This window comes from Methylobacillus flagellatus KT (genome assembly GCF_000013705.1).
Lineage (GTDB): Bacteria > Pseudomonadota > Gammaproteobacteria > Burkholderiales > Methylophilaceae > Methylobacillus > Methylobacillus flagellatus.
The window spans coordinates 1,901,025-1,912,944 of record NC_007947.1 but is presented as its reverse complement, the minus strand read 5'-3'; the positions used below and the strand labels follow the sequence as shown (position 1 = coordinate 1,912,944).

14 protein-coding genes are annotated in these 11,920 nt (G+C 57.2%); all 14 read left to right on the top strand.

The window, feature by feature from the left end:
• Positions 1–24 precede the first annotated feature (24 nt).
• Positions 25–399, top strand: coding sequence for an FmdB family zinc ribbon protein (locus MFLA_RS14610; protein ID WP_011479998.1), 375 nt, complete (start codon positions 25–27; stop codon positions 397–399).
• A 117-nt stretch (positions 400–516) separates the two neighbouring features.
• Positions 517–1,761, top strand: coding sequence for an urea ABC transporter substrate-binding protein (urtA, locus tag MFLA_RS09085; RefSeq protein ID WP_011479997.1), 1,245 nt, complete (start codon positions 517–519; stop codon positions 1,759–1,761).
• Positions 1,762–1,872: 111 nt separating this feature from the next.
• Entirely contained in the window at positions 1,873–2,790 is a 918-nt protein-coding gene (gene urtB, locus MFLA_RS09080) for an urea ABC transporter permease subunit UrtB (RefSeq protein ID WP_011479996.1), read from the top strand.
• Positions 2,791–2,801: 11 nt separating this feature from the next.
• A complete protein-coding gene (gene urtC, locus MFLA_RS09075; protein ID WP_011479995.1) occupies positions 2,802–3,971 on the top strand; it encodes an urea ABC transporter permease subunit UrtC in 1,170 nt (389 codons plus the stop codon).
• A complete protein-coding gene (urtD, locus tag MFLA_RS09070; RefSeq protein ID WP_011479994.1) occupies positions 3,968–4,711 on the top strand; it encodes an urea ABC transporter ATP-binding protein UrtD in 744 nt (247 codons plus the stop codon). The genes urtC and urtD overlap by 4 nt, the downstream gene beginning before the upstream one ends.
• A 68-nt stretch (positions 4,712–4,779) precedes the next feature.
• Positions 4,780–5,469 carry an urea ABC transporter ATP-binding subunit UrtE gene (gene urtE / locus MFLA_RS09065; protein ID WP_011479993.1) on the top strand — a complete coding sequence of 230 codons (690 nt, stop codon included), beginning with the start codon at positions 4,780–4,782 and terminating at the stop codon, positions 5,467–5,469.
• Positions 5,470–5,655: 186 nt separating this feature from the next.
• Positions 5,656–6,513, top strand: coding sequence for an urease accessory protein UreD (locus tag MFLA_RS09060; protein ID WP_011479992.1), 858 nt, complete (start codon positions 5,656–5,658; stop codon positions 6,511–6,513).
• A 55-nt stretch (positions 6,514–6,568) separates the two neighbouring features.
• Positions 6,569–6,871, top strand: a complete 303-nt coding sequence (gene ureA, locus MFLA_RS09055) for an urease subunit gamma (RefSeq protein WP_011479991.1) — start codon at positions 6,569–6,571, stop codon at positions 6,869–6,871.
• A gap of 154 nt (positions 6,872–7,025) precedes the next feature.
• On the top strand, positions 7,026–7,334 hold the full coding sequence (locus tag MFLA_RS09050; protein ID WP_011479990.1) for an urease subunit beta: 309 nt from the start codon (positions 7,026–7,028) through the stop codon (positions 7,332–7,334).
• Positions 7,331–9,034 (top strand): urease subunit alpha, encoded by a 1,704-nt coding sequence (gene ureC / locus MFLA_RS09045; protein WP_011479989.1) that lies wholly within the window; start codon positions 7,331–7,333, stop codon positions 9,032–9,034. Before MFLA_RS09050 ends, ureC begins: the two co-directional genes overlap by 4 nt.
• A 160-nt stretch (positions 9,035–9,194) precedes the next feature.
• A complete protein-coding gene (ureE, locus tag MFLA_RS09040) occupies positions 9,195–9,686 on the top strand; it encodes an urease accessory protein UreE (RefSeq protein WP_011479988.1) in 492 nt (163 codons plus the stop codon).
• Positions 9,679–10,362, top strand: coding sequence for an urease accessory protein UreF (locus MFLA_RS09035; RefSeq protein WP_011479987.1), 684 nt, complete (start codon positions 9,679–9,681; stop codon positions 10,360–10,362). Before ureE ends, MFLA_RS09035 begins: the two co-directional genes overlap by 8 nt.
• 193 nt (positions 10,363–10,555) lie before the next feature.
• The gene (gene ureG / locus MFLA_RS09030) at positions 10,556–11,167 is read left to right on the top strand and encodes an urease accessory protein UreG (protein ID WP_011479986.1); all 612 of its coding nucleotides are present in this window, start codon (positions 10,556–10,558) and stop codon (positions 11,165–11,167) included.
• A gap of 121 nt (positions 11,168–11,288) precedes the next feature.
• Positions 11,289–11,855, top strand: a complete 567-nt coding sequence (locus MFLA_RS09025) for a HupE/UreJ family protein (RefSeq protein ID WP_011479985.1) — start codon at positions 11,289–11,291, stop codon at positions 11,853–11,855.
• Positions 11,856–11,920 lie beyond the last annotated feature (65 nt).

Genomic DNA, 11,920 nt, shown 5'->3' with positions numbered 1-11,920 from the left:
ATTTAACGCGTAGAGGAAACAGCCATGCCTATGTATGAATACAGATGTGATGAATGCGGTGTGTTTGCCGCACTGGGGAAAATGAGCACATCCAGCGAGCCGACGATCTGTCCCGATTGCGGCGAACTGAGCGAGCGCATTCTTTCGGCACCGCGTCTGGCCATCATGGGCAAGGCGCAGCGAAGCGCATATGAACGCAACGAAAAATCTGCCCATGAACCCAGGTCCACGCGGCGTTCAAGCTGCGGGTGCCTGGGAAATCATACTTGCGGTTCATCAGCAGCTTCGAAAAAGTCCGGCCAGGACACCCAAGGCAAGCGAGGTGAGGGAAAAGAGAAAGGAAGCCTATTGCAGATGCAGACGAAGAAAACCGCCAGACCCTGGATGTTAGGGCACTGAATACTCCAGCATCGCGTGATGGCGGCGTTGCGCCTTACCCTCACATGACGCTGGGCATCCCAAGTAGTTGTAAGTTGAACACCCCACTTTTTTAGTTTTAATTTCAGGAGAAATCTGATGAGTAAGACAAATCGACGCCAGTTCATCACCAAGACAGGCGCCCTGATGGGGGCAATGCTCGCAGCAGGCATTATTTCCGGCAGCGCTTATGCAGCCGACTTTCCAACTGCCAAGGTCAACACGACAGGGTTGGCCGTGACCGACAAGACCGTCAAGGTCGGTATCCTTCACTCTTCCACCGGCACCATGGCGATTAGTGAAACCGGCTCCATCCAGGCTGAGAAACTGGCGATTGCCCAGATCAATGCCATGGGCGGCGTACTGGGACGCAAGATCGAAGTGGTACAGGAAGATGGCGCCAGTGACTGGCCGACTTTTGCTGAAAAATCCAAGAAACTTCTTGAAAAGGACAAGGTAGCTGCCGTATTCGGTTGCTGGACTTCTGCTTCCCGCAAGGCGGTATTGCCAGTGTTCGAGAAAGACAATGGCCTGCTGTTCTACCCAACTTTCTATGAAGGCCTGGAGCAATCCAAGAACGTGTTCTACACCGGCCAGGAAGCCACTCAGCAAATCCTGGCAGGCCTGGACTGGATCGCCAAGGAAAAGAACGCCAAGACTTTCTACCTGATTGGGTCCGATTACATCTGGCCACGCACTTCCATGAAGATTGCCCGCAAGCACATCGAGAACAAGCTTGGTGGCAAGGTGGTGGGTGAAGAGTACATCGCGTTGGGTGATACCCAGTTCGGTTCCGTGATCAACAAGATCAAGCTGAAGAAGCCCGATGTGATCTACGCAGCAGTGGTGGGTGGCAGTAACGTGGCATGGTTCAAGCAGTTGAATGCTGCAGGCTTGAACTCCAAGAAGCAGAATATGCTGACCATCTCCGTGACCGAGGATGAAGTGCTGGGTATCGGCGGTGAAAACCTTGAGGGCTTCTACTCTGCAATGAAGTACTTCCAGTCCCTGAAGAACCCGAACAACGAGAAGTTCGTCGCCGAGTTCAAGAAAATGTGGGGCGAGAAGTCCGTAATCGGTGATGTGACACAAGCTGCCTATCTCGGCCCATGGCTGTGGAAAGCTGCCGTTGAGCGTGCAGGTAGCTTCGATGTGGACAAGGCTGTAGCAGCATTGCCTGGCTACGAGTTCAAGGAAGCCCCAGAAGGTTATGTCAAGGTTGACCCCAACCATCACTTGGTGAGCAGGCTGCGCGTAGGCAAGTGGCGTGCTGACGGCCAGGCCGATGTGGTGTACGAGTCCGAGCTGATCAAGCCCGATCCGTTCCCAAAGGGTTATCAATAATCAGCTAGCGCTGACAATGCAAGACGCTACGACAGCCCCGCTTGGGGTTGTTGTGGCGAGTACCGGGTACCAAACGTTTTATCTTCGTAAGTAAAAGGCTGGAGGCCGATTATGTTTGATTATTCAATGGCAGAGATAGGCAATATCGTTGTCATGCAGGCTTTCTCCGGATTGAGCCTGTTCAGCGTTCTTCTCCTGATGGCACTTGGCCTGGCGATCATCTTCGGCCAAATGGGCGTGATCAATATGGCCCATGGCGAATTCATGGCCATTGGCGCCTATACCACTGTGTTTCTTTCCCGGATTGCCGAGACTTACGGAATCGTCAACTACTATTTCCTTTTCGCGATTATTGCCTCATTCATCGTGGCGTTCATCATCGGCTATATCGTTGAGTTCGTGCTCATAAGGCATCTTTACAAGCGGCCGCTTGATACCCTGCTTGCCACCTGGGGGCTAAGCCTGGTGATGCAGCAGATATTCCGCTCTACCTTTGGCGCCAAGGAGGTCAGCGCCGTGTTGCCAGAATGGCTCATGGGCTCCTTCCAACCGACGCCTGACATTGATATCCCCATCAATGGCGTGTTCGTCCTCGGCCTGGCTGCCGTCGTGACACTGGGTGTCTTCATCTTCATGTTCCGTTCCCGCTGGGGCCTGCGTGTGCGTGCCACGGTGCAGAACCGTGTGATGGCAGGTGCTGTTGGCATCAATACCAAGAAGGTTGACCGCGTCACGTTTGCGCTTGGCTGTGGCATTGCTGGTGTTGCTGGTGCTGCGTTCACGACGATCGCCTCCACCGGCCCGACGACAGGCTCGCTCTACATCGTCGATAGCTTCATGGTCGTGGTCTTCGGCGGTGCGGCCAGCGTATTGGGCACCATAGCTTCTGCCTTCGGTATCGCCCAGGCACAGTCCATCCTGCAGTTCTTCATGACCAGTTCCATGGGCAAGGTCGCGACCCTGATGGTGATCGTCGGCATCCTCATGCTGCGCCCCGAAGGCCTGTTTGCATCCAAAGTACGTAAGTAAGGGGAACCAATATGAGCGATACACTCAACAAACTACTCGGCGGGAAACAAGGGGCCATCGGCCTCGGTATCCTAGCTGCCTTCATCCTGGTGGTGCTGCCGCTAGGGCTGGAACCCTTCCGCCTGGGCCTAATAGGTAAGTACCTGACCTATGCCTTTGTCGCGGTGAGCCTGGTGCTGCTGTGGGGGAATGGCGGTATCCTCAGCCTTGGTCAGGGCATCTTCTTCGGGCTGGGCGGTTATGCGATGGCGATGTTTCTCAAGCTGGAGGCATCCGACCCAGAAAGCACGGCGATTCAGTCGACACCTGGCATTCCTGACTTCATGGACTGGAACCAGCTGACGGCCTTGCCATGGTTCTGGGAGCCGTTCAAGAGCTTCCCGCTGACCATCCTGGCCATTCTGATCGTGCCGACATTCTTTGCCTTCCTGATCGGGTATGCCATGTTCAAGCGGCGTGTCGGTGGCGTGTACTTTGCGATCATCACCCAGGCCATTGCATTGATCCTGAGCATCCTGATCATTGGTCAGCAGGGCTACACCGGTGGCGTCAACGGTATTACCGACCTGAAGACGTTGATGGGCTGGGACATCCGCACCGATAGCGCCAAATATGTGCTGTATTACGTGAACGCCGGCTTGCTGATTGCCTGCATCCTGCTCTCGCGCTATGTCCTCAGCAGCAAGTTCGGCATGCTGTTGCTGGCAATGCGCGACAAGGAAGAGCGTGTGCGCTTCTCTGGTTACGATGTGTCCAACTTCAAGATCTTCATCTTCTGCCTGTCTGCCCTGATATCGGCGATCGGCGGGGCGATGTTCACTCTGCAGGTCGGCTTCATGTCGCCAACCTTCATCGGTATCGTGCCCTCGATTGAAATGGTGATTTTTGCTGCAGTGGGTGGGCGCATGTCACTGATCGGCGCAGTCTATGGCACCTTGCTGGTCAACTTCGGCAAGACCATGTTCTCGGAGACCTACCCAGAACTTTGGCTGTTCCTCATGGGTGGCCTGTTCATCGCCGTGGTGATGTTCTTCCCCAACGGTCTGGCTGGCATCTACGACAAATATGCGAAGAAAATACCTTTCCTGCGCAAATTGTCCGAAGAAACCCCCAAGGCCAAGGAGGCCGACGTTGTGCCTACCGCGCCAGTTGAAACCAAGGAAGCAGGGGTGAAAGCATGAGCAATACCGATTTCGTACTGGCTATCGAAGACCTGACCGTATCGTTCGACGGTTTCAAGGCGGTCGACAAGCTCAACATGTACATCGACAAGAACGAGCTGCGCGTGGTGATCGGCCCCAACGGCGCCGGCAAGACCACGGTATTGGACCTGATCTGCGGCAAGACCAAGTCCACTGCCGGCTCGATCAAGTTCAAGAACCGCGAGCTTACCAAGCTTTCGGAACATGAAATTGTCCGGGCCGGGGTAGGTCGCAAGTTCCAGACGCCATCGATCTACGAGAACCTCACGGTGTACCAGAACCTGGAAGTGTCCTACCCAAAGGGCCGCGGCGTGTTCGGCAGCCTGTTCTTCAAGCGCACCGATGAAGTGGTGACGCAGGTGCACAAGATTGCCAAGGAAATCATGATGGAAGACATCCTGGGCATGGAAGCCGCACTGCTGAGCCATGGACAGAAACAATGGCTGGAAATCGGCATGCTGCTGATGCAGGAGCCCGAGCTCTTGATGCTGGACGAGCCGGTGGCGGGCATGAGCGCCAAGGAGCGCGACCAGACTGCCGAGCTGCTCAACCGCATCTGCCAGAACCGCTCTGTCATCGTGATCGAGCATGACATGGAGTTCGTCAAGAAGATCGCCCACAAGGTCACCGTGTTGCACCAGGGCAAGATTCTTGCCGAGGGCCCCATGGATAAGGTGCAGGCAAATGAAAAAGTGATTGAGGTCTATCTGGGCCATTAACGCATGCGAGAGGCGGTGCGATGCATTCAACCTCGTGCCGCCAGCCCGGACAATGAAAGGATAGGAATATGATTGAAATTGAAGACCTGACAGTCAGCTACGGACAAAGTGAAGTGATCCACGGCATCAGCTTTAGTGCCGTCAAGAACGAAACTCTGGCGATCATGGGCCGCAACGGTATGGGCAAGACCACCCTGTTCAAGTCGCTCATGGGCATTCTTCCCAGCAAGTGCAAGAAAGCCACGGTGGACGGCGTCGATATTGCCGGCAACGAAACTTTCCAGCGCGTGCACAAAGGACTGGCCTACGTGCCGCAAGGCCGCATGATCTTCCCGACTATGACCGTGCAGGAAAACATCGAGACCGGCCTGGAGAAATCCAAGTCACGCCAGATTCCCGAGGACATTTATGCCTTGTTCCCGGTACTTTACGACATGCGTGGTCGCAAGGGCGGCAACCTTTCCGGCGGCCAGCAGCAACAACTGGCCATTGCCCGCGCGTTGGTGACCAACCCCAAGGTGCTGTTGCTGGATGAGCCGACCGAGGGTATCCAGCCGTCCATCATCAAGGATATTGCCAAGGTGCTCAATGAGATCCGCAAGATGCGTGAAATCACGATCATCGTGTCCGAGCAGGTGCTGAGCTTCACGATGGAAATTGCGGACCGCATCATCGTGATCGACAAGGGCAACTTCATCCACGAGAACAAGCGCAGCGAAGTGGATGCGGCCAAAATCAAAGGCTACCTCTCCGTATAAGAAAACAAACAAAACAGCCTGCTGGCGGCGTTGCGCTTACTTGCCGTACTTATCGTACTGTCTGCGTGTCGCGCGCCTTGCCAGCACCGCTGTGCTGGCTTTTTTGATTGTTTTGAACGTGAGAGAAGGTTCAATAATGAGTGATTGATTTCGAGATGCTGGCGTTTTTATGGCAGGATGCTGCCAATGGATGATGTCAATACAAAAACGGCGGCATGGGCGGACAAGCGCTGGCAGGCATTGCTGGCGCTTGATTTTTCATCGCGGGCAGGGCGGACGACGTTAATAGGTAAGCGCCACCAGGGGCCGCTGGTGGTGCAGAAAATGCTTTACCCGGAAGGGGACGAGGTCTGCCACGGCATCATTATTCACCCGCCGGGCGGCGTCGCAGGCGGCGACCAGTTGCAGTTGCAGGCGACGCTGGAGGCATCAGCCCGGGCCTTGTTGACCACGCCGGGCGCCGGTAAATGGTACAAGGCCAACCAGTTGAGCGCGAGCCAGGCGGTACGGTTCCACTTGGCGGCCAATAGCTGCCTGGAGTGGCTGCCGCAGGAAAACATCCTGTTTGATGGCAGCAATGTGCATTTCAGCAGCGAAATCGACCTCGCCGAAGGCGCCGTATTCTGCGGCTGGGACATCCTGTGTTTTGGCCGCCAGGCGCGGGGCGAGCGATGGAGCGAGGGCGAGCTGCGTCAAGTGATGCAAGTGCGGCGTGAAGGTCGCTTGATCTGGAATGAGCGCCTGTTTGCCCAGCCGGATAGCCTGGTGATGCGTTCCGGTATCGGCTTGAAAGGCATGCCGGTCAATGGCAGCCTAGTGGTGGCCGCAGGTACAGTGCCTGTAGAAATTATTGAGGCTTGCCGGGCAATCGAAGCCCGCGGCGATGCGCATTACGGTGTGACAGCCTTACCGGAGATATTGTCTGCACGCTATATCGGCGCTTCTTCCGAGGCTGCCAAGGAGTATTTCGAACGGCTTTGGCAGGTGCTCAGGCCGTGGTATGCTGCCCGCCCTGCCACCCGCCCGAGAATATGGAATACCTGATACCGCCGCCATGTGAACCTGGCATGAACATGAGTCAATTGGAAAAGAATGGTCTATGGAATTAAGCCCTAGAGAAAAAGACAAGCTGCTGATCTTCACCGCGGCTCTGCTGGCAGAACGCCGCAAGGCGCGCGGTCTCAAGCTGAATTACCCGGAAGCCGTGGCGTTCATCACCGCCGCCATCATGGAAGGCGCCCGCGACGGCAAGACGGTGGCGGAATTGATGGGATATGGCGCAACGCTGCTGACGCGTGACGATGTGATGGAAGGCGTGCCGGAGATGATCCCGGAGATACAGGTGGAGGCGACTTTTCCGGATGGAACGAAATTAGTCACCGTCCACCAACCCATCCCTTGAGTCGTGGCCCACAATCCATCGCTAGCGGCGTTGCGCCTCCTTGCCGTACTCATTCGTACTGTCTGCGTCGGCGCGCCTTGCTAGCAATGGATTGTGAGCCACTCAGGGCAGTGTGAAATTGAAAAAGTAAATGAGCGCGACTGGAGCAATACACATGATCCCAGGTGAAATGAAAATAGACGCGGGCGAAATCCTGCTCAACGACGGGCGCGAGACGGTGACGCTGGAGGTGGCGAATACGGGTGACCGGCCTATCCAGGTGGGTTCGCATTATCATTTTTATGAGACCAATGAAGCCTTATCGTTTGAGCGGCAACTGGCTTATGGCTTCCGCCTCGATATTGCTGCAGGTACGGCGGTGCGGTTCGAGCCGGGACAGAGCCGCACGGTGCAATTGGTGGCGTTGAGCGGTAAGCGTGAAGTGTATGGGTTTGCCGGTAAGGTGATGGGAGCGCTGAAATGAGTGTGAAAATCGACAAGCGCGCCTATGCCGAGATGTTCGGCCCGACGGTGGGCGACCGCATGCGCCTGGCTGACACCGAGCTGTGGCTGGAGGTGGAGAAGGATTACACCATCTACGGCGAAGAGGTGAAGTTCGGCGGCGGCAAGGTGATCCGCGACGGCATGGGGCAAGGCCAGGGCGTAGCGAGCGAAGTGGCGGATACGGTAATTACCAATGCGTTGATCGTCGACCACTGGGGCATCGTCAAGGCCGACATCGGCATCAAGGGCGGTTATATTTCCGCCATCGGCAAGGCGGGCAATCCCGACATCCAGCCCGGCGTGGAGATTGCCATCGGCGCGGGCACCGAGGTGATCGCGGGCGAGGGCATGATCGTCACCGCGGGCGGCATCGATACCCATATCCATTTCATCTGTCCGCAGCAAATTGAAGAGGCGCTGATGTCCGGCGTCACCACCATGATAGGCGGCGGCACCGGCCCGGCGACCGGCACTTTTGCCACCACCTGCACGCCCGGCCCCTGGCATATCCACCGCATGCTGCAATCGGCGGATGCTTTCCCGATGAACCTGGGTTTTCTCGGCAAGGGCAACGCCAGCCTGCCGCAACCTTTGCGCGAGCAGGTCGAGGCGGGCGTGGTCGGGCTCAAGCTGCATGAGGACTGGGGCACAACGCCAGCCGCGATCGACAATTGCCTGAGCATCGCCGAGGAAATGGACGTGCAAGTGGCGATCCATTCCGATACCCTCAATGAATCCGGCTTCGTCGAGACCACGCTGGGTGCGTTCAAGGGTCGCACCATCCATACCTTCCATACGGAAGGCGCAGGCGGCGGCCATGCGCCGGACATCATCCGCGCGGCGGGGTATCCCAATGTATTGCCATCCTCGACCAACCCGACCCGGCCTTTCACCATCAACACCATAGACGAGCATCTCGACATGCTCATGGTCTGCCACCACCTTGACCCGGCAATCGCCGAGGACGTGGCATTCGCCGAGAGCCGCATCCGCCGTGAAACCATTGCGGCAGAGGATATCCTGCACGACCTCGGCGCATTCGCCATGATGTCCTCCGACTCGCAGGCCATGGGCCGCGTGGGCGAAGTCGTGATCCGCACCTGGCAGACGGCGCACAAGATGAAGGTGCAGCGCGGACCATTGCCTGAAGACAGCGCACGCAACGACAATTTCCGCATCAAGCGCTATATCGCCAAATACACCATCAACCCCGCATTGACGCACGGCATTGCTCACGTCGTCGGCTCTATCGAAGTCGGCAAGCTGGCCGACCTCGTGCTCTGGCGCCCGGCATTCTTCGGCGTCAAGCCTTCGACCATCCTCAAGGGCGGCATGATCGCGGCTGCCGTGATGGGCGATGCCAATGCCTCCATCCCGACGCCGCAGCCTGTACATTACCGCTCAATGTTCGGTTCCTACGGCGGCGCGTTGCAGACTTCGGTGACGTTCGTCTCGCAAGCGGCATTGCAAAACCCGGAAGTCGCTGCATTGCAGTTGAAAAAGCCGCTGGTGGCGGTCAAGGGCACACGCGGCGTGAAGAAAGCGGATATGGTGCATAACGGCTGGATGCCGGAAATTGATGTGGACCCGGAAACCTATGAAGTGCGGGCGGATGGCATGGTGCTGAGCTGTGAACCGGCAGAAATACTTCCCCTAGCCCAACGCTACTTCCTGTTTTGACGCGTGCAGACTAGCGCCCCTGGCGGCGTTGCTTTGCCTTGCCGTACTCAATGTACCGCCTGCGGCAAAGCGCCTTGCCAGGAACGCTAGTCTGCACGCTTAGGCAGTATTTATTGAAAACAGAAATTGATGAAATGAATGTCGCCGATATGGGATTTGAATGTTAGGTATCAGCAAGAAAATAGAAACCGCCAGCCAGGTTGACGATCAACTGGTGCTGCCGTTCGACCGCAGGCAGAAGAGCCGGTTGCGCGTGGAGCTGGCATCGGGCACCGAGGCGGCCTTATTGCTGGAGCGCGGCACGGTATTGCGTGGCGGGGATTTGCTGCAGGCCGAGGACGGACGCGTGGTGCAGGTGGTTGCGGCGGATGAGCCTGTGCTGCGTGTGACGGCTGCGACGCCGCGCGAGCTGGCGCGGGCGGCCTACCATCTGGGCAACCGCCATGTGCCGCTTGAGGTTGGCGATGGCTGGCTGCGCCTGGAACAGGACCATGTGTTGCAGGAAATGCTGCTCGGGTTGGGTGTGCAGGTGGAAGGGCAGATGGCCCCGTTCGAGCCAGAGGCCGGCGCCTATGGTGGCGGGCATCGCCATCACCACGACGATGACGCGCCTTCGATTCGCCAGCCGGCACGCTTGAGGATACATGAGTAAATCCAGGTCGCTGGTGCGTCTGCTGCAGCTGGCCAGCCCAATGCTGCCGGTGGGAGCATATAGCTACTCTCAAGGCCTGGAGTGGGGCATCGAGTCGGGCGAGGTGCATGACCTGGAAAGCGCCCAGGCATGGATCGGCGACGTACTACAGGTTTACCAGGGCGGTTTCGAGCTGCCTGTGCTGAGCCGGTGTTACCGTGCGTGGCAGCGTGGCGATGTTGAGGCCTTGAACGAATGGAATGCATTTTACCTGGCCGGGCGCGACAACGCCGAAGCCTTGGCCGAGAGCAGGCAAATGGGGTATTCGCTCAAGCGCTTGCTGCTGGAGTTCGAGGAATTGTCCGGTGCCTGGGCGACCATGCTGGAAGCCTTGCCCAATGCATCATTTCCGGCGCTGTACGCTGGCATCAGCCAGGCCTGGGAGATAGAGGAACAGGATGCCTTGCAGGCATATGCTTGGTCTTGGCTGGAAAACCAGGCCAGCGCCGCGATGAAGGCGGTGCCGTTGGGGCAGGTGGCAGGGCAGAAGATATTATTGGGTGTGGCAGGGAAAATTCCTGTGTTGGTAGAAGCTGCGATACAGATGCAGGATCATGAGATCAGTAATTTTTGTCCTGCATTGACCATTGCGGGTTGTAGGCATGAGACGCAGTACAGTCGGTTGTTCAGGTCGTAAGTGACTCAGCAATATTGTTGGTAATGAGAGGTCGCCTTTTGTTTGCTTCCTTTATTTTGGCGACGCAAAATAAAGGAAGCAAACAAAAGGCGACCCCGATTGTCTGCGTCCCGGAGCTTGGCCAGCCTTTTGCTTGTAGATAGTTACCGTGTTGAGCTTTGTTTTTGAGTGATTTTTAAATACTGGATAAGTAATGCAGATTAAGGAACCTTTACGCGTCGGCATCGGCGGCCCGGTCGGGTCGGGCAAGACCGCATTGACGCTGGCGTTGTGCCAGCGCTTGCGCAATGTGTACAACATTGCGGTGGTGACCAATGACATTTATACGCGGGAAGATGCAGAGTTTCTCACACGCAACGAAGCATTGGCACCAGAGCGCATCATCGGGGTGGAGACGGGCGGCTGTCCGCACACGGCGATCCGCGAGGATGCCTCGATGAACCTCGAAGCGGTAGCGCAGTTGAGCGAACGCTTCAACCCGCTGGACATCGTATTTGTCGAAAGCGGCGGCGATAACCTTGCTGCCACGTTCAGCCCAGAGCTTTCCGACCTGACCATTTACGTGATCGATGTTGCGGCGGGTGAGAAAATTCCGCGCAAGGGCGGGCCAGGCATTACCAAGTCGGATTTGCTGGTGATCAACAAGATCGACCTCGCTCCCATGGTGGGGGCCTCGCTGGAGGTGATGGAGAAGGATGCGCGCAGGATGCGCGGCGAGCGGCCCTTCATCTTTACCAACCTCAAGCGCGGGCAGGGGCTGGAAGACATTGTCGGGTTTATCGAAAAACAGGGGCTGATGCTTTGAGGGCTGGCAGCGGAACGAGAACGCTACCGGTACTGCCTCGCAGTACGGATGGTCGCTGAATTGCTTCGTTGGGTTTTGTTTCCGTATTCTAGAAGTCAGTTATCGTACAAGGAAAATACACATGAACATCATTCGTTTCGCAGCGTTGGGCCTGCTGGCATTTTCCCCATTGGCCTTCGCACATCCTGGACATGAATCACAGGGCCTGGTGGCTGGGTTCATGCATCCGCTCACCGGGCTGGACCACTTGCTGGTCATGCTTGCCGTCGGGATGTGGGCAGGGCGCATCGGTGGCGCGGCGCGCTGGCAGCTTCCGGCCACCTTTGTTGCAGTGATGGCGCTGGGCGCCGTCATCGGCATGGCGGGCTACCGCCTGCCCGCGATTGAAACATTGCTGGCCGCGAGCGTGATGGCGCTGGGCGCATTGCTCGTCGTCAGCCTGCGCCTGCCTCGGACCCTGCAAGCCGGGCTGGTTGCCTTGTTCGCCCTGTTCCATGGCATTGCTCACGGTAGCGAGTTGGCCGCAAGCCAAGGCCTGGCAGTCATGCTCGGCATGCTGGCCGCAACAGCCTTGCTGCATGTCCTGGGTCTGGCAGTATCCAGTCGCCGCTTGCAGCTTCCTGAGATGGTGCACTCTGTTTTTGGGTGCACCATGGTGGTGCTTGGCGCCTGGCTGCTGGCAAGCTGAGCAGGTGCCATCCATTATTCATGCAGGTCCAGGGCAGTTCCAGCCTGGTGTCCGCCTGGCTTGAA

Coding starts and splice junctions, on each gene's coding strand:
- MFLA_RS09025 (WP_011479985.1), top strand. CDS start 11,289: ATGAACATCATTCGTTTCGCAGCGTTGGGCCTGCTGGCATTTTCCCCA.
- MFLA_RS14610 (WP_011479998.1), top strand. CDS start 25: ATGCCTATGTATGAATACAGATGTGATGAATGCGGTGTGTTTGCCGCA.
- ureG (WP_011479986.1), top strand. CDS start 10,556: ATGCAGATTAAGGAACCTTTACGCGTCGGCATCGGCGGCCCGGTCGGG.
- MFLA_RS09060 (WP_011479992.1), top strand. CDS start 5,656: ATGGATGATGTCAATACAAAAACGGCGGCATGGGCGGACAAGCGCTGG.
- ureA (WP_011479991.1), top strand. CDS start 6,569: ATGGAATTAAGCCCTAGAGAAAAAGACAAGCTGCTGATCTTCACCGCG.
- MFLA_RS09035 (WP_011479987.1), top strand. CDS start 9,679: ATGAGTAAATCCAGGTCGCTGGTGCGTCTGCTGCAGCTGGCCAGCCCA.
- MFLA_RS09050 (WP_011479990.1), top strand. CDS start 7,026: ATGATCCCAGGTGAAATGAAAATAGACGCGGGCGAAATCCTGCTCAAC.
- ureC (WP_011479989.1), top strand. CDS start 7,331: ATGAGTGTGAAAATCGACAAGCGCGCCTATGCCGAGATGTTCGGCCCG.
- urtA (WP_011479997.1), top strand. CDS start 517: ATGAGTAAGACAAATCGACGCCAGTTCATCACCAAGACAGGCGCCCTG.
- urtD (WP_011479994.1), top strand. CDS start 3,968: ATGAGCAATACCGATTTCGTACTGGCTATCGAAGACCTGACCGTATCG.
- urtC (WP_011479995.1), top strand. CDS start 2,802: ATGAGCGATACACTCAACAAACTACTCGGCGGGAAACAAGGGGCCATC.
- urtE (WP_011479993.1), top strand. CDS start 4,780: ATGATTGAAATTGAAGACCTGACAGTCAGCTACGGACAAAGTGAAGTG.
- ureE (WP_011479988.1), top strand. CDS start 9,195: ATGTTAGGTATCAGCAAGAAAATAGAAACCGCCAGCCAGGTTGACGAT.
- urtB (WP_011479996.1), top strand. CDS start 1,873: ATGTTTGATTATTCAATGGCAGAGATAGGCAATATCGTTGTCATGCAG.